At 62.7% G+C, this 17,275-nt stretch carries 17 protein-coding genes; 5 read left to right on the forward strand and 12 right to left on the reverse strand.

Translation table 11 applies throughout. The features are described from left to right. The first annotated feature begins 325 nt into the window (after positions 1-325). From JSS27_06540 to greA, 5 genes are all read left to right on the forward strand, one after another. Positions 326-913, forward strand: a complete 588-nt coding sequence (locus JSS27_06540) for a hypothetical protein (protein ID MBS0208597.1) — start codon at positions 326-328, stop codon at positions 911-913. A gap of 51 nt (positions 914-964) precedes the next feature. Beyond that, complete coding sequence (locus JSS27_06545; protein MBS0208598.1) at positions 965-2,485, forward strand: hypothetical protein; 1,521 nt, start codon at positions 965-967, stop codon at positions 2,483-2,485. A 237-nt stretch (positions 2,486-2,722) separates the two neighbouring features. After that, a complete protein-coding gene (locus JSS27_06550; GenBank protein ID MBS0208599.1) occupies positions 2,723-3,340 on the forward strand; it encodes a hypothetical protein in 618 nt (205 codons plus the stop codon). A gap of 1,619 nt (positions 3,341-4,959) precedes the next feature. Then, positions 4,960-5,694, forward strand: a complete 735-nt coding sequence (locus JSS27_06555) for a phospholipase (GenBank protein MBS0208600.1) — start codon at positions 4,960-4,962, stop codon at positions 5,692-5,694. Between the two features lie 209 nt (positions 5,695-5,903). Next, positions 5,904-6,368 carry a transcription elongation factor GreA gene (greA, locus tag JSS27_06560; GenBank protein ID MBS0208601.1) on the forward strand — a complete coding sequence of 155 codons (465 nt, stop codon included), beginning with the start codon at positions 5,904-5,906 and terminating at the stop codon, positions 6,366-6,368. A gap of 19 nt (positions 6,369-6,387) precedes the next feature. On the opposite strand, the gene JSS27_06565 is transcribed toward greA, so the two are convergent. The 12 genes from JSS27_06565 to gcvPA all read right to left on the reverse strand — a co-directional run bounded on the left by JSS27_06565 (position 6,388) and on the right by gcvPA (position 17,225). After that, on the reverse strand, positions 6,388-6,678 hold the full coding sequence (locus JSS27_06565; protein ID MBS0208602.1) for a DUF167 domain-containing protein: 291 nt from the start codon (positions 6,676-6,678) through the stop codon (positions 6,388-6,390). 48 nt (positions 6,679-6,726) lie between these two features. Further along, positions 6,727-7,350: a Holliday junction DNA helicase RuvA gene (locus tag JSS27_06570; GenBank protein MBS0208603.1), complete on the reverse strand. Its 624-nt coding sequence runs from the start codon at positions 7,348-7,350 to the stop codon at positions 6,727-6,729. A gap of 198 nt (positions 7,351-7,548) precedes the next feature. Next, on the reverse strand, positions 7,549-8,070 hold the full coding sequence (ruvC, locus tag JSS27_06575; protein MBS0208604.1) for a crossover junction endodeoxyribonuclease RuvC: 522 nt from the start codon (positions 8,068-8,070) through the stop codon (positions 7,549-7,551). 193 nt (positions 8,071-8,263) lie between these two features. Continuing rightward, positions 8,264-10,066 carry a hypothetical protein gene (locus JSS27_06580; GenBank protein MBS0208605.1) on the reverse strand — a complete coding sequence of 601 codons (1,803 nt, stop codon included), beginning with the start codon at positions 10,064-10,066 and terminating at the stop codon, positions 8,264-8,266. Then, a complete protein-coding gene (locus JSS27_06585; GenBank protein ID MBS0208606.1) occupies positions 10,063-10,683 on the reverse strand; it encodes a zf-HC2 domain-containing protein in 621 nt (206 codons plus the stop codon). The genes JSS27_06580 and JSS27_06585 overlap by 4 nt, the downstream gene beginning before the upstream one ends. After that, the gene (locus tag JSS27_06590) at positions 10,664-11,230 is read right to left on the reverse strand and encodes a sigma-70 family RNA polymerase sigma factor (GenBank protein MBS0208607.1); all 567 of its coding nucleotides are present in this window, start codon (positions 11,228-11,230) and stop codon (positions 10,664-10,666) included. Before JSS27_06590 ends, JSS27_06585 begins: the two co-directional genes overlap by 20 nt. Positions 11,231-11,475: 245 nt before the next feature. Continuing rightward, entirely contained in the window at positions 11,476-11,730 is a 255-nt protein-coding gene (locus JSS27_06595) for a hypothetical protein (protein ID MBS0208608.1), read from the reverse strand. 140 nt (positions 11,731-11,870) lie between these two features. Continuing rightward, positions 11,871-12,077 carry a hypothetical protein gene (locus JSS27_06600; protein MBS0208609.1) on the reverse strand — a complete coding sequence of 69 codons (207 nt, stop codon included), beginning with the start codon at positions 12,075-12,077 and terminating at the stop codon, positions 11,871-11,873. A 97-nt stretch (positions 12,078-12,174) separates the two neighbouring features. Further along, the gene (locus tag JSS27_06605; protein MBS0208610.1) at positions 12,175-12,762 is read right to left on the reverse strand and encodes an FHA domain-containing protein; all 588 of its coding nucleotides are present in this window, start codon (positions 12,760-12,762) and stop codon (positions 12,175-12,177) included. Between the two features lie 602 nt (positions 12,763-13,364). After that, complete coding sequence (locus JSS27_06610; protein MBS0208611.1) at positions 13,365-14,108, reverse strand: lipoate--protein ligase family protein; 744 nt, start codon at positions 14,106-14,108, stop codon at positions 13,365-13,367. A 254-nt stretch (positions 14,109-14,362) separates the two neighbouring features. Beyond that, positions 14,363-15,808: an aminomethyl-transferring glycine dehydrogenase subunit GcvPB gene (gene gcvPB, locus JSS27_06615; GenBank protein ID MBS0208612.1), complete on the reverse strand. Its 1,446-nt coding sequence runs from the start codon at positions 15,806-15,808 to the stop codon at positions 14,363-14,365. Next, positions 15,801-17,225 carry an aminomethyl-transferring glycine dehydrogenase subunit GcvPA gene (gene gcvPA / locus JSS27_06620; protein ID MBS0208613.1) on the reverse strand — a complete coding sequence of 475 codons (1,425 nt, stop codon included), beginning with the start codon at positions 17,223-17,225 and terminating at the stop codon, positions 15,801-15,803. The genes gcvPB and gcvPA overlap by 8 nt, the downstream gene beginning before the upstream one ends. Positions 17,226-17,275: the final 50 nt, after the last annotated feature.

Genomic DNA, 17,275 nt, shown 5'->3' on the forward strand with positions numbered 1-17,275 from the left:
GGGGTCGCCCGAGAGTCTCCGCCGAGACTCGGCTGGCCCGGCCGCTAGTCGGCCGTGGTTGCGTCAGCAACAAGAAGACCGAGCGACGCTGCCGATCAGCCGACATCAATGCTTCTTCTTGTCGCTTTCGCGACCCAGCCGGCAAGCGGCTGGGCCACCCTATTTCATCGTCATTTCCCACGACTAGGTTGCACCCCCTTGTCGCTGGCCGCGACGCTTCGCATCATCTACGATGTTCAGCGGCTGACTTTACTGGCGAGTCCTTGCTTCGCCGTCACCTGACCATTCACCAACTTCCAAGTCGCACCTACCCGGAGATGCAAACATGCCGTTCCTTACGCTTCGCTCGGCCCTGGCGGGCTTGTTGAGCCTTGGCTTGGCGCTCGCTGTCAATGCTGCGACCGTCGCGGCCGCCGACAACACTTTCACCCTGGCCGATGGCGTGGCCAAGCTGACCGTGCCCGAGGGCTGGAAGGCGACGCAGCCCAAGTCGCGCATCATTGAATACGAATTCGAGATCGCCCCGGTCGAAGGAGATTCGGCCGCGGGACGCACCACGGTCATGGGGGCCGGCGGGTCGATCGACGACAACATCAATCGCTGGTACGGCCAGTTCAACCAGGCGGACGGTTCGAGCACCAAGGACAAGGCCAAGCTCGACAAGCGCACGGTCAGCGGCCAGGAAGTGGTCGTCGTTGACGTTAGCGGCACCTACATGGACCGCCCGGGACCATTCGCCCCGGGGCCAGCCATTGAGCGTCCGAATTATCGGATGCTTGCCGCGATCATCTCGCTGAAAAAGGACGGCAAGCCGGCTGGCAACTACTTCATCAAGTTCTACGGTCCTCAGGCCACGGTGGCCAAGCACGAGGCGGCCTTCCTGAAGATGATCGACAGCCTGCAGGTGAACTAGTCCACCGAGGTTATCCGCCAGATTTCGTCCTCCGGTTCGTTTGGCACGTGCATGAACATTCAGCAATTCCTCGACCACCACGGCATTGCCAGCAATCCGTTCGTGGAAGAAGACGCGCAGACTGATCCGGTGTTCAAAGAACACTGCATCGCCAGCATGCGCCATCCGACCTGGGACAAAATCTGCGGCGACCCGCGCGAGCCCAGCACCTCGGTCGTGTTTGGCGAGAAAGGGGCCGGAAAGACGGCCCTCCGCTTGCAAATCGCCCGGGAAGTGGCCCGGTTCAACCAGGCCAATCCCAACCAGCGGTTGTTCGTTATCGAGTATGACGACTTCAACCCGTTCCTCGATCGCTTTCGCGACACGCTCAGCCGCCGCAAACGCCGCGTCGACCGAGTGCTGGGGGAATGGAAGCTGTGGGACCACATGGACGCGATTCTGGCCATTGGCGTCACCCAGTTGGTCGACGCCTTGGTCGGCCCGGCGCCGGCGGCCAATGGCAAGGCTCCGCCGGTCGACGAGACCACCGGCGCGGCCAGTGTCGGGCGATTGGAACCAAAGCTCCTGTCGCGGCACCAGGCTCGCGACTTGCTGCTTTTGGCAGCCTGTTACGACCGGTCGACGGCCGAGACCCCCGTGGCGCGCTGGAACCGGCTGCGTCGCGTCCTCAGATTTCGCACGTGGAAGACGCTTTGGCCGACGACGCTGGGAATCGTGGTCTTCCTGACGATTGCCGGACTAACCATTGGCTTGCAAGAGTGGCACTGGCTGGCGACCCCTTGGCCGTACCTGGCGGCCGCGGCGGCCTGGTTGCCGTGGCTGTGGAAGTTGTTGCGCGGCTGGACGCGCGCCCGGCGAGTGGCCCGCAACCTGAAAGTGTTGAATCGCCCGGTCGGCCCACTGACCAAGATATTCAACTCATTCTCCAGTGATGAACTGGCCGGCCAGCCGATGCCGACGCACGAGCGCACCGACGACCGGTTCACAATGTTCGAGAAGTTTCAGGGGTTGCTTTCGACCCTCGGTTTTCCAGGCGTCCTAGTGCTGATCGATCGCGTGGACGAGCCTCATTTGATCAACGGCTCGCCGGAACAGATGCGGGCCTTGCTCTGGCCGATGCTCGACAACAAGTTTTTGAAACAACCGGGGCTGGGCTTCAAACTGCTGCTGCCGATCGAGTTGGCCTACTTCATTGACCGCGAAGACCGCGATTTCTACCAGCGGTCGCGCCTGGACAAGCAGAACATGATCCGCTCGCTGGAATGGACCGGCGAGGCGTTGTACGACGTGGCCAACGCACGCTTGCGGGCCTGTGCCGCGCCGGGCAAGAAGCCCTCGCTCAAGGAGTTGTTCGACGCCAAGGTCGGCGAGCGGCGGCTGATCGACGCCCTGCAGAGCCTGCGCGTGCCGCGTCACTTGTTCAAGTTCCTCTACCGGTTGTTCGTGGCCCATTGCAACCGGTACACCGACGAAAACCCGGTTTGGGAGATCGGCAGCGAGACGTTCGAAGCGGAACTGGCCCTCTACCAGCGCGATCAAGACGCCTTCGATCGCGGCCTAGGGGCAGGCTGATCGAGTGCCCTGCCCTAGTCTCTAGCCCGTCGTCTCTATCCTCTCTTCCTCCTCCTGCTAGCACGCGCTGTTCGCCAACCTGCGCGGCGATATTCGTCTTGACCCTGCGGGCTGGTTCGTGCGACACTTCCGCTGCGCCGGCAGGGATGCCGGGCTCAATACACGCAAAATGCCGCTCGGTTACGCCGAATTGCACTCGTGCCGGCCGACAACGAATGTTTTCAGGAGACCGTAGCGATGGATCGCCACCTGACCACTTGGGCCTTGGTTGCTGGATTCCTCACGCTTGCCGGTTGCGGTTCTTCGTCGAGTGGGCCCGCCGCCGGCGCCAATCAGCCGGGCGCCGACCGCTCGGTCCATGCGTTCCTCGAAGCCGTTCGCACCGGTCAGGAACAGCAGGCCGCAGCCATGCTCACCAAGGCGGCACGTGAAAAGACCGCCCAGATGAACCTGATCGTCGCCCCGCAAGGAAGCGACACCGCCAAGTTCGCGATCCTCGAAACCGAAATGCAAGCCGACGGCACCGCCCAAGTGGCCACGCAATGGACCGACGTTGGCGACGACGGCAAGCCGCAGTCGGATATGATCGTCTGGCTGGCCAAGTATGAGCCGGAAGGCTGGCGCGTGTTCGGCATGGCCAGCAAGATATTCGACGATCAACCGGCGTTGATGCTCAATTTTGAAGACCCCGAAGACATGGTCCGCAAGCAACAAGCGGCCGAACTGGAAATGAATCGGCGGATACAAGCAGCCAAGGCCCAAACGACTCGCGCACAAGCGAGCGGCTTTGCCCCCACGCCGTCGGGCACGTTACCACCGCAGCAGGCCACCGCGCCGGGCACCGTTCAGCGATAACGCGATCCAATGGTAAACCAGCCTGCTCACTGATTACTTTGACGCGCAGCTCTGAGCCATTTCCGGCCGCGCGATCGACATGAATCGTCCGCGCATTGCGCACGCTGCGTCTGTTTGGCAGTCTGTGCGCTCTTTGACGCCTTCCTCGCGGTTGCCAACGGAGCGGTGCCAGGGCCTTTTGCTCCGACTCTTGCGCGATCTCTAACGCTGAGTGCCCCCCCTGGCCGAAGAGGCTTCTACGGGACAGCATTGACAGCATCGCCTGCAATGCTTTCTGGCTAGCAAAGCCCGCACCGTTACGTCGGTCGAGCCAATTGCTAGCACTGACAAAGTTTAACATCGCCAAGAAAAAACGACGTAAGCCATTATCCGACAAATGGTTTAGGAATGGCTAACAAGCCGGTCGTCACGGGCAACCAAAACAACTTTTTTTACGCTGCTTTCCCCACCCGAATTGATTTTGGTGTAAACTTACTCGAAAATCATCGTCAAGCACCCAGAATGCCGAAACAACGCAATACGTTTACGTTTCCATTTCGGTACTTGACATCGCGATCGGCAATGCTAACTTAACCGACCTAACCTGTGTACTTGTGCCTGATGCTGTAACCGGCAAGGTTTGTTTGACAGGGCAATCGACCGACTGTTGCTAGCGTCAGCACATCGCAGTTTTTAGGGCAATTGTGGCCTCCCGTGACTGCCGTCACACTGGGGGGCGAGACCCAGGAAGACGGCAGTGGTTCGTTCCCGTACGTACGGTACTAGTTTTTTGTGGAGGACTTGAGGATGAATCGTGCTTTGGTTTTCGGTATCGCGATTTTCTTCGCGGTTGTTGGTATCGCCCTGGTGGGCGGTGAAAACAACAAGGTGATGGCTGGTCACGGCTGCCACGGCTGCAGTGGCGCTTGCGATGGCTGCTCGGCCCCCGCTTGCTGCGCTCCGGCTGCTCCGGCTTGCTGCGCTCCGGCTGACTGCTGCGGCTGCTCGGGCCGTCGTCATCACCGCCTGTTCCATCGTAACCGTTGCTGCAAGCCCGCTTGCTGCGAACCGGCCTGCTGCGCTCCGGCGGCCTGCGCTCCGGCGTGCGATGCCCCGGCCGCTGAAAAGAGCGAGTCGGCTCCTCCGAAGGGTGACAAGAAGCCGGGTCCGTCGGCCTAAGGCCTGACGGGTGAACTGAGTCGACTCCCTCCCTGAAGGAAGGCGGCAAGTTCTCCTGGTTTTTTGGTCCGATCTTGGGCCGCTCCTCGTCGCAAGATGAGGAGCGGCCTTTTTTATTGCGCACGATCCAATTTCCTTGCGCATGGTCCAAATGGCGACCATTTGTCAGGGGCCACGCCTCGCGGGGGGGCCGCACGACTATCCATTTAACTGAGGTAATTCAGGGCGTGTCACTGGTCGTCCATGCCCTGCCCCAGGTGCCTTGCGCCGCTGAACTTAGCGGTACATCTTCCCAGCAAATGCCACGATTCGCTCCACGCACCCGATTGCGTGAAATGCCTCGGGCAGAGAGAATCAGAACACGAGCGATTCGCCCCCTGGCCGCAAAGTATCTGCTGGCGGGGAGGCTGTCTGGGCCCGTCGCTCGACGATGCCCCCCGCGGTAGGAACGAGGAAGCGATATGTCAGGTATTGGCGCGGTGCTCCGACAACTGCACCGCATCCATCGACAACTGGGCGATTTGCGTGATCGGCTCGAACGAGGGCCGCGAATGCTCAAGGCTCGCGAGGCCAACGTGGCCAAGGCCGAAGCCGAGTTGAATCAGATCAAGTCCGATCAAAAGGCCGCTCGGATGGCGGTTGATCAAAAGCAACTGCAACTAAAAAGCGGCGAGTCCAAGCTCGCCGATCTGCGCACCAAGCTGAACACCGCGAACAGCAATCGCGAGTACCAAGCCTTCCGCGATCAGATCGCCGCCGACGAAATGGCCGGCAGCGTCTTGTCGGACGAGATTCTCGAAGGGATGGAAAAACTCGAAACCTTCAAAAAGCAAGTTGCCGAGTCCGAGCAACGCCTGGCCCTGGTGCAACAAGAACACTCCAAGGCCCAGAAGCAGGTCCAGGAACAATCGGGACTGATTGCTGGCGACGTGACGCGATTGGAAACCGAACTTCGGCCCGTCGAGAAACAACTGCCCCCCGAAGCGCTGGAGTTCTACCTGCGCGTGGTCAACGCCAAGGGCTTCGAGGCCATGGCCGAGGTTGAAGGGGACAGTTGCGGCGGCTGCTTCCAGCACATTACCCCCAACATGCAGAACTCGCTGGCGCTCGACAAAGTCGTGCAGTGCCAGACCTGCGGGCGATTGCTCTACCTGCCCGAAGATCGCATGCCCAATCGCTCGCGTGCCAGTACTTAGCGGTACGACCTGACGACGTTTGACGTGCGGCCAAGCGCCCAGGCGGCGGCTTTACATGCCCCGGCTGGCCCGTCACAATTGCTTTTCGTTGCCGATACGTTCGGGTTGCCCGAACCGGCTTGACAAGTTCGCACCGCGGTCTCGACCCCCTTGGTCGATGAACCGCGTTTTTGTTTTCCAGATAGGTGAAGGCGATGGATTCGATCCCCATGAGCCGCAACGGCTATGACAAGCTGATGGCGGAACTCAGGCACATGCAAGACGTGGAAATGCCCAAGATCGCGGTTCGCATCGCCGAGGCCCGCGCCGAGGGGGATCTGAAGGAAAACGCCGAATACCACGGCGCGCGCGAATCGCAAGGACTGATGCAGGCCAAGATCAACATGCTGAGCGACAAGCTCTCGCGGGCCAAAATCATCGACGCTTCGACCATCAAGAAGGACGAAGTCGGCTTTGGCTGCAAGGTGCTTGTCACCGATTTGGACTTTGGCGACGACGAAGAGTTCACTCTGGTCGGCGCTGGCGATGAAGATTATGACACGGGCAAAATCCTGATTACCAGCCCGCTGGCCCAAGGGTTGGTCGGCAAGCAGGTGGGAGACAAGGTCGAAATCTCCGTCCCCCGCGGCACGATGAAGTTCAAGATCAAGGCCATCTCGTACGACGATCTCTAACTCGTACCGTTCGCCGTGATTACGCCAGCGCGGCTTCGACGCGCCGCGATAGTTCCTCGGCGGTCACCCCAGCGATCAGAAACCGCTTCTCGGCCGACGTGTCGCCCGACAGAAGCTCGATCTGGCCGCGGCGCAGTTCAAGTTCGTCGGCCAGCACTTCGATGATCGCTCGGTTTGCCTTGCCGCGCTCCGGCGCTTGAGTCACCGCCACGCGCAGGGCTCCGTTGCGCAGCCCGACGATTCCATTACGTCGCGCTCCAGGCTGGGCCTTGACCGCCAGCACTGCCCCCTGGGGATGAGATTCGACCAGTTGTGGCACGACGTCGCCTCGCGCGATAATGGTCGCCACGCGGAGCGATTACCCGCGCTGCGCTTGGTAGATCGCCGCCAGGACGCTCTCGACGTCGGGAAACTTCTTCTTCGCCTTCAGTACGTTGTCGAGCAGCCGGCGGGATTCAGCCTCGGAATGCCCCAGCGAACGCAAGGCTTCGTACGATTCCTTGATGACGTCGTGCTCGACCTGGGCTTCATGCGATTCCAGTCGATCGACCAAGAGCGCGAACTTCGGCACCTTGCGCCGCAGCTTGGCCACGATCCGCTCGGCCGTGGCGGCGCCAATGCCCGGTAGCGCAGCCAGCGACTTGGTGTCCTGCTCTTCGATGGCAATGGCGAAATCGCGCACCGGCCGGGTCATGGCACGCAGCGCCTTTTTCACCCCCACCCCATCGACCGAGCAGATCAGATCGAAGAATTCGCGTTCGGCCACGTTCACGAACCCGATCAGCCGCGGCGTCATGCGGCTGGCCATGTTACTGCCTTCGAGATACTGAATCGTGTGCAGACTGATCGCCTGGCCCAGTTGAGACTGCAGTTGCCGCCGCGTGTAGTCGGTGATCCGCACTTCATATTCAAACGCCTCGACGCGCAATGTCGCAATCTCATCCGCCAAGGCCAACAACTGTCCGGTAATCTTGGTAATCATCAATGCTCGATTCGTATTTCGTGGGGGACAAAACTCGGGGTGGCCGCGACAACTTGTTGTCGGGGTTGCGAAGCAGCAAGAGGACTCTGTGGTCAACTGTCCCTCCGCTTCGACACGTCGCCTCGGCCCTCTTGTCGTTTGTACGACCCGGACAGACAAGCTGTCCGGGCTACCCAATGGTTTGACTCTAGCTATCCATCACCGCTTGCGATCCACCACTCCGCGCCGCGCCAGCGACACCCACTCGGGCTGAGTGTAATAGTGACACAGGGCAATCGCCAAGGCGTCCGCCACGTCGTGCGGCTCGGGCATTTGTTGCAGCCGTAGTTCCCGCGTCACCGCCTGTTGCATTTGCAGCTTGCTGGCGCGGCCGTTGCCAGTAAGCGCTTTTTTTACCTTGGTTGCGTTGTAACTCGACACGCTCAAGCCGTTCCGCTGAGCCGCCAGGCAGATTACTCCCCGGGCGTGTCCCATCAAAATAGCCGTTCGCGGCCGCTGGTAATGCGAATACAACTGTTCTAGGGCCACGAACTGGGGCCGATGGGTGGTGATCGTCTCGCACAAATCGGTGTAAATCTCGTCCAGCCGCGCCGCCAGCGAGTTCCGCGTGCGCCCCCGGATGATGCCTGCCTCGATCAGGCGCGGCCCGCCGACCGCCACCTCGAGCACGGCGTAACCGGTCACGTTTAGGCCCGGGTCAATGCCCAAGACACGCGGCATGCCGGTGGTCGCCTCGCCGGCGCGTGCATCCTTGCTTGGTTGCTGGCGCGCGCTTCGCGGCGCGCTCTGGGGCTCTGACGGCATGACGAAACCGAGACCTCCCTGTCTTTCGAGGGCACTGTCATTCGATGGCATGCCCTGTGCGCTGAGCTTAACATGGCCACTCCGATGGCCGCGGGCATGCGCGAGCCGGCTATTCGAGCCGCACCGACAGCCCGGCGCCGGTCTCGTCAAAGCGGGCTCGCACGCTTATTGTATCGAGCCCTTCGAGCCAGGGGAGTATGTCTTGAGCCGCCCGGTCGAATTCATTGGCCCAGGGGGCGCGCTGTCGAATGCCATCAGCGCTGGCTTCGTCGCGCGGATACAACTTGCGGAACCGCTCGACGTCGACATAGATCAACTGGCTGGTCGCTACTTCCGAATTCGACGCCGCCGAGTTCGGTGCCGCCAGTTTCAACGCCTCGGCCACGGCACCCGACTGCTGCGAGCGTTCCAGCACCGTGACCGACGTGGCCAGCGACAGCCAGTTACCCGCCGTGGCCAGACACAGTTGCCGCTCGGGGCGGTGCCGATCGAAGCCAGCTAGGCTGGTGATCTTCATCGCACCGCTCTGCTGGCTGGCGACCTTCAGATTGGGCATCTCTCGGGCAGCGCGGTCGGCCTGTTGCGCCGTCTGGAGCCAGGCATGGACCATTGGCCCGAACATTTCCGCGAGCGCAGGCTGGTCGCTGCCAGCATCAGGGGATTGGGTTTCGAGCGAGACGACCCAATCGATCGGCGAGGTGGTCGCCGCGCCGGCAGTCGCTTGCTCGGCGTCGCTCGACACCGGTGCGGCCGCGACTGCCACGTTCGGTCCTACTCCTTTGAGCACGGTCATCAAGCCGGCCCAGGCACCGACGTCCCCTTCGGGCTTGAACCAGCCCGGCTGCTCGGCCGAGTGTTCGCCGAGCCAGGCCTTGAGGACGCTCCCCAGGTCAAACTGCCCCGCCGCGACCAGACACGCATCGCTGGGCACATGGCCAATCGTCGTCACATCGCCGGCCAGCGCCGACGCCACGCGCTGCAATCCCGGCGGCAGCTTCGCACGCGGGCAGTCCCACACCACTTGGCACTCGACAGCGTCGTCAAATCGCAGCGTGCCGGCCAGATAGCGCGAGGCCGACCAGATGTTAATCAGCCCACGCCGCACGGTCGCCCGAGGCTCGCCGCTGGGGGCCGCCTGCTCGCGTAGTAGCTTGTCCCACCGGCGCGGATTCAGTAGAACGCGCACCTGCGCCTTGGGGTCCAAACGACCAACTGCCTCGTGATACTCGGGCACCGATTCCAAAGTCAGCGGCTTGCCAGCCGCCGGGTTCCAATGGGCCAGCGCCATATCGAACGCCGGGCGGTGTGTGGCCACGATCAGCAACGAACCTTGGGCGATCCCTTGCGCTGGCGTGAGGACCGTGATCCAGGTCCGGTCCTCGATGTGTGGTGGTGCGACCTCGTAAATGGTCGCCTCGCCACCGATCAATCGCATCTGGCTGGTCTTGAAGACCGATTCCTTTCCCTTCACCAGCCGCTCGACAAACTCGGCTAGCCGGCGCTGATCCTGGCTTTGCACCAACAGGAGCATGGTCCCTTTGTCTTCGAGGCGATCGGGGGGCCAAATGGCCAGCGTCGTCTCGTCGCCCAGCAGCAGGTCGGCCAGTTGTGGCAGGCCGGCGCCGATTTGTTTTTGCAACTTATCGTTGATGTTGCGGCCTTCCTTCATCACCCCCTCTGCCACGCGCCGCCAAAAGGGTGATTGCTGCCAGCGGGCCAGCGCTTCGCTTCCCAGCATTGAGCGCACGGCGGGCGAAACCTGGTGGAACTCGATGACCAGCCCCGCCTCGGCAGGCACCAGCGATGAAAGACGCGGGATCGGCCGTGACGGTTCGACCGCCCACGAAGGCCTCGCGCTCGCCAACGGCACGAGCAAGCCCAACAGCAACAATTGGAGAACCGGCCGAATCATGAACTCGGTTCCTCGGTTGCCGAAGGCAACAATCGACGCAATGTGCCCAGGGCGCTGGTCGCCGAGTTGGTGACCGGCGACAGGCTGTTGATCACTTCGTCTTCCAACTCGGCGGTGGTCGTGGCGGCGTTCATGTCGCTGGCCGCCGCGGCATGAGAAGAGAACTCCGGCATCAGATTCCAGACCGCCGCCAGCCCCGTCGGCCCGTCGGCCGCTGGCCCAGCGCTCGGCCGGGTTAGTCGCGCAGCCGGCTCGACCGCCACGACTTCCACCTTCTTCCCCTGTCCGGGCGCGACTGGTTTGGTCGCACTGTTCCAAACAACCAGCGCCACGCTGGCGGCCGCGGCCAGGCACGCCCCAGCAAACACCAACTGGCGGCGCACGCGCGGCCGCCGTGGCTCCAGCTGCGCCACCACGCGGTCGGCCAGATCGATCTTCGACGCCTCGGCCGGCAGCGCGTGCAACACATCGAGCCCCACGCCGAGCGCCATCGCCAGCTCGCGACAGCGCGGGCACGCTTGCCGATGCTCTTCGAGCGCGGCTTCCTGGTCGAAATCGAGCGGCCCGCGGTTGTCGAGCCGTTCGTTCCACAGGCTTTCAAACTCTTCGCAACGCACTGGGATACTCCTCGATTGCCTGACGCCGACGAAGCCGGTCGGCCAGTTCGCGGCGGCCCCGGTGAACCCAGGTCCGCACCGTCCCCACAGGCACATCGAGCGCCTGTGCAATCTCCACATAACTCAAATCGGCCTGATGAAATAGCAACAGCGCCTGACGATACTCGTCGCGCATCTGTCCCAGCGCCTGCCCTACTTCTTCGGAAAGCTGCCCGGCAGCGTGCGGATCGGCCGATCGGTCGACGAGTTGTTCAGGCTCGTCGAGCGTCGTCCCCCGCTTGGGTCGCGCCGCCAGGGCCGTCCGGCACCGGTTGGCGGCAATGGTCATCAGCCAGGGTAGGAACTCGCGGTCGGGATCCCAGCGGTCCAGGCTGCGCACCGCCCGGAGGAACGTCTCTTGCGCGACGTCCTCGGCATCGTGCGAGTTGCGCAGCATGCGCAGACAGAGGCCGAACACCTGCTGTTGATAGCGATCGACGAGCGCGCGGATCGCCCGCTGATCGCCCCGGCAGCATCGTTCGACCAGGCTGCGGAATTCGTCGGTCACCACGAGTTCTCGACGGACAAGTTCAGGCCGGCTGACGTAAGAAAATACCCCTATCCCCGCAGGAAAGTTTCAGCCTTGCTAGCGACAAACACCCCTCCCTTTCAGGGAGGGGCTGGGGGAGGGTAGCGGCGCTGCCAGCCAAAAACGCCCAATTCCAGTATCCGCGGAAAGCGGCGGGGTGCCAACTGGCTTGAAAACGGCCGGCCACAGTCCCCCCGGTCATTGACCGGGGGCTAAAGACGGTCCTATTTGGTCACGTCGTGAAAGATGTCGGCCAATTCGCGGGGCGAGACGTCTTCGAGCCGTTTGCCACGCTGGTCGAGCTTTTCGTTGACCTTGATGACGGTTTCCTGCATCTGTGAGTGCGTTTCGGCCGTGCCGCCGCAGAGCACGAAGTTCTCGCCGCGGGTCAGCCGCGTGATGTCATCGTTCTTGTCGAGACCCAGCCCCAACAGGGCGGCTCGCTTGGGACTCTTTTTGGCAGGTTTCTTGGGAACCATAGCTGAGTTGCCGCATCTAGCGACGTTTGACCCAAATACTCAACCGCCCGTGGCGGAACACCCCGCAGGACCACGGACCTAGGGCATTATACGCTCGCTAGGGTCGCGGCTATTGGGTTTATCGGCACGCCGGGCCGGGTTTATGCATTCTTCACGGCGTCGCGAACCGCCTGCCGGGCCAGCTTGAAGGCCGTAATCAGCACCTGGGCCCGCAGGTCCATCTGCTCGGACGACAAGCTGCGGTTGGTGGTGTTCTCGGGCAAGCCGGCAATGGCCAGGGTCAGCGGGATCAGGTCCATGAACTCGCGGTAGCGTCGCTTGATGGCTTCTTCTTCGGGATTCGACATGCCTGGGCCTCGTACTGCGTTGATGCTCGTCAGATGAGTTGGTTCGTCATGGTTCGCGCCTGGCTGCGAGATACGTAGGACGCCAACCAGGGCTCGATTACCGATTTCGGTGCATTTTGTTGAGCGCGTCGGCCGCCTTGTCGCGAGTGTTGTCGTTCGACGGCGGCGACTTGGCGGGCGAGGAAGATGGTTTCGCCTGGCCCCCTCCCGTCCCCAGGGCCGCGATCTCGTCGGGCGTAAGCTGCGCGGCGTAACGCGATGGGGCCGTGCCGGCATCGTCGCCGTTGAGCAAACTGTCAATGTCGAGGTCGTCGGCCCCTCCGGCACCGGCCATTCGCGCGGCTGCCTCTTCGACGCTGTTGACCTTGGGCTTTTTTGTGCCGGCCACGCGAATGATGATCTCGACGCCGAACTCAAGCGGCCCCACTCGGAATCGGTCCCCCGCCTTCAATGGTGACGACCCGCTCAATCGCTTGCCGTTCAAGAAGGTTCCCGTCGCACTGTCCAAGTCGACCAGCGTGGCCGCGCCGGGCTCGACTTGCACTTCGCAATGGGCTTCGGCAATGGCGTCGCTTTTGGCCCGCAACTGGCACGACGCATCGCGACCGATGCGGAACCGCGGGCCGGGCACCGCGATTTCCTGCCCGGCGCGCGTACCGGTCAACAACTTCAACTTGACTTGCATGGTGCTGGTCCGCTGCGTGCCGTCACCCAAGGCCAAAACTGCCGCTAAGACAATGGTAACAAGGGGGGAACGAGCCGTCAAAAACCGCGGGATACGCTGGTGGCCGCGGGTCATGCCGCTATTTTAATCGGCAGAGCGCCAATCGGCCAACCGGCAGAGTGAACCATTCGAGCGTGGCGGGTAGGATAATCGCATGGAACAAGAACACGCTGCGCCGTGCGAACATCTAGCCTTCATCTATCGCCACGAGATTGACCGAGGCAACCGCGTCGCCAAAGTCGTCCGTGCCGATGGCCCTAGCGGGCCATCGCGAATGTACTTCGCGAATCGGCTCAAAATCTGGGGTACACCAGCCACCGCTGACATTGGCCCCAGCGTTGCTTATTGGGACGCCCTTCCTGAGCTTGGCTTGACGGCTGATGAATGGGAAGCAATGGACAATCCGCCAACGTGTGACGCCGGATTTCGGTGCGAGGTTCACCAGCACATCATCGCCGGCCCAAGTCCTTAGAATCTAATTGCAAATCGACCGGGCGCGCCCTGGATCAAAGTGAACCAAAACCCGGGGAATGAAGCACTCGATAGGCTGTGAAATCGGGAGCCTAGCGACGCTGGTTCCAGGCGTCGTTGCCGAAGCGGTTGGCGACTTGGGCGGCGATTTGCTCCTGCTCGGCTGCGGTGAACGGCTCGATGGTTACTTGCAACCGACACGCCTCGGCCAGGCGAGGCAACCACGCCCGGGCCAGTTCGTCGGCCGAGAGTCGCGTGCCGCATAGGTCGTTAATGCCGGGCAGCTCGGGCGTGAACTCGCTGTGTGCCAACAGCACGCTGCCATGCTGGAGCACCACATCGCCCAGCCGGCGCTGCGCGCTGCCGGCCACCTTCTGGTCGCCAACTAAGACATCCCCTTCGGCGCGGCGCTGAAAGCATAAGAACGCCTCATTGCTCGGCGAAACCTTAGCCGGCGCGTGACAGAGCGTGGCCGTAACGCCCCACCCAGCCAGCGTCGCGATCAGCGAACCATGAGCCGCGTCGTACAACGCCTGGGTCGATGAGATCGAAGCCGCGGCGACGGGCATCGCCAGGCTGTACGTCAGCTCACGATCGTGCAGAATCGCGCCGCCGCCACTCGACCGGCGGACCCAGGCCACACGTTCACTGGCGGCGTGCCGGGCACGCTCGGCATGCTGCTGAAAATAACCGAGCGACAACGTCGCCGGCGACCACTGGTAGAACCGCAGCACGGCCCGACCGGCCGTCGCGGCATGCTCGGCCAGCCAATGGTCGGCCGTCATATTCCAAGCCCCGTCGTGCGCCGCGTCAAAGATCACACGAGCAGGAGTCATCGGAAATTCCGCCACGGAGGCACTGAGACACGGAGGTTTTCACGGAGAGGACTTTAAGGGGAAATAATGAATGCAGAGTGATGAGTGATAAATGGAGGGCCGAAGTGTACAGGCCTATGGCCCTGCGGCTAAGCCGGCAAGCGGACTTCAATTAACTTTCAACTTTCCGCACTCTCCTCTATCGCTCCCCTGCCCCGCTGCAATTCTCCTCCGTGCTAACCTCCGTGTCTCCGCGCCTCCGTGGCAAAAGTTTTTCAAGCGCACAGGACCGGCTTGCGCGCGGCGCGGACTTCGTCGGCCCGGCTCATCACGGTGCTGTGGGGCGCTTCGTGCAGCAGGTCAGCCGGCTCGTCGAGAATCTTGATGATCGCGTCGGCCAGGGCGTCGAGCGTTTCCTTGCTCTCGGTCTCGGTCGGCTCGATCATCATCGCCTCGCGCACCGTCAGCGGGAAGTAAATCGTCGGCGCGTGGAAGCCGTAGTCGAGTAACCGCTTGGCAATGTCCATGGCCGAGATGTCTTTCTCGGCCTTGGCCGTCGACGCGGTGGCGACGAACTCGTGCATGCAACGGTCCCCTTGCGGCACTGGCAGCACGTCCTTCAGCCGGCTGAGCAGATAGTTGGCGTTGAGCACGGCGTTCTCGCTGACCTGGCGCAGCCCTTCGGGGCCGTAGGTGCGCAAGTAGCAATAGGTGCGGACCAGCACGCCGACCTGGCCAAAGAAGGTCCGCACGCGGCCAATCGATTGCGGCCGGTCAAAGTCCAGCCGATACCGCTCCCCTTGCCTGGCGACCACGGGCGAGGGCAAGAACGGTTCGAGTTTGGCGGCCACGGCAATCGGCCCGGCCCCCGGCCCGCCGCCGCCGTGCGGCCCGCTGAACGTCTTATGCGGGTTGAAGTGCATCATGTCGGCGCCGACGTCGCCCGGCCGGCTGATGCCGAGGATGGCGTTCATGTTCGCGCCGTCCAGGTAGACCAGCCCGCCGGCCGCGTGGACCAGGTCGCACGCCCGGCGAATCTGCCGATCGAACATCCCCAGCGTGTTCGGATTGGTAATCATGAACACGGCGGCCTGGGCGTCGAGCTTGCTTTGCAAGTCGTCCAGGTCGACAAAGCCCGAGGCGTGGCTGCGCACGCCGACCGTCTCGAAGCCGGCGACCGCGGCGCTGGCCGGGTTGGTGCCGTGGGCTGTGTCGGGCACCAGCACGCGCGTGCGCTCTTGCCCGAGCGCGCGGAAGTGGGCGGCCGCGACCATCAGCGCGGTCATTTCGCCTTGCGCCCCGGCGGCTGGTTGCAGCGATACGGCTGGCAAACCCGAAATCTCGGCCAGCATTTGCTGCACGCTGTACAGCAGCTCGAGCAGCCCTTGCACCGTGTCGTCGGGCTGGTACGGATGCACATCAAGCATGCCGGGCAGCGACGCCAGGCGCTCGTTCCGTTTGGGGTTGTACTTCATCGTACACGAGCCGAGCGGATAGCAGTGGGTGTCGACCGACATGTTCAAGGTCGACAAGTTCGTGAAGTGGCGAATCACGTCGAACTCGGCCAGCTCGGGCAACTCGGGGGCTGCCGCGGCCAGATGCGCCGCCGGAACCAGCTCGCCCAGCGGGCGCACCGGCACGTCGCAGGCCGGCATCACGGCCGCGCGTCGACCTGGCTTGGACAATTCGAACAACGTCTGGGTCGCTTGTTGGTTACGCATGAGCCGTTCGAGTCGCTCCATGAGGCGTGGGAATGCAGTTGTCGGCGCTGGCCACGCCAGTCGTCTTTTGAGCACCGCTGGCGTGGAAGGCCGCGGCCAGCCGATCGATCTCGCAGCGTGTTCGCTTTTCGGTTACCGCCACCAGGACACAGTCGCTTAGTTCGGGATACCAGCGCCCCAGCGGCAGGCCGCCAAAGAAGCCGGCGTCGGCCGCCTGGGCCAAGAGCTGCTCGACGTTGTTTTCTGTGTCGCGGAGGACGAACTCCTTGAACACCGGCGCGTCAAAGGCCGGTTGCAACCGCCGACCCGCGGTCAGCGTCTGCTTGGCGTACGCGGCTTTCTGCAGGCACAACTCGCCCAGCTCGCGCAGGCCTTGCGGCCCCATCAGCGACAGATAAATCGTGGCTCGCAGCGCGAACAGCCCCTGGTTAGTGCAGATGTTGCTCGTGGCTTTCTCGCGGCGAATATGCTGCTCGCGTGTTTGCAGCGTTAGCACCCAGCAGCGGCGGCCGAGCCGATCGACCGTCTGGCCCGCGATGCGCCCCGGCAGTCGTCGCACGAAGTCTTCGCGACAGGCGATGATCCCCAAGTAAGGCCCACCAAACGCCAGCGGATTGCCAAGCGATTGTCCTTCGGCCACGACAATGTCCGCGCCGTAGCTACCCGGCCGGTTAAGCACACCCAGACTCAGTGGATCGACCGCCACGGCGAACACCGCGCCGGCCGCTTTGGCCGCGCGACCAATTGCCTCGACCTCCTCTAAACAACCGAAAAAGTTCGGCTGTTGAACTAGCACGCAAGCCGTCTCGGGTGTAATGGCCGCAGTCAATTGATCGAGCGACACCGTGCCATTTGGCGTTGCCACTGTAACGAGTTCGACGCCCAGGTCGCGCAGGTACGTGGCCAGGATTTGGCGATACTCGGGATGCACGCTGCCGGCTACGACGACGCGGCCACTGCGGCCGGTCACGGCCAGGCTCATCAACACCGCCTCGGCCGCGGCGCTGCCGCCGTCGTACAAGCTGGCGTTCGAGACGTCCATGCCCGTCAGCCGCGTGATCAGCGACTGATATTCGAAGAAGACCTGCAGGTTCCCCTGGCTGACCTCGGGCTGATACGGCGTGTACGAGGTGAAGAACTCGCCACGCGAAGCCAGGGCATCGACAGCCGCGGGGATGAAGTGGTCGTAGCTGCCGCCGCCGAGAAAGCAAACACTTTGCTGGCACGAGACATTGCGCCCGGCCAGTTGCTGCATGTGGGCGGTCAACTCTTGCTCGGTCAGCGCCGGGGGCAAGTCGAGCGGCCGATTCAGTTGGCAATCGGCCGGGATCATGGCGAACAATTCGTCGATCGACTTGGCGCCAATCGCGGCCAGCATCGCCTGCTGTTCCGCCGTGGTGTTGAGGATGTATGACATTCAGTAGTTTCGATGGGTGCTTACGAAGATTGTTCCACGTGTGAGGCCCG

It is taken from the genome of Planctomycetota bacterium (assembly GCA_018242585.1).
GTDB lineage: Bacteria > Planctomycetota > Planctomycetia > Pirellulales > PNKZ01 > JAFEBQ01.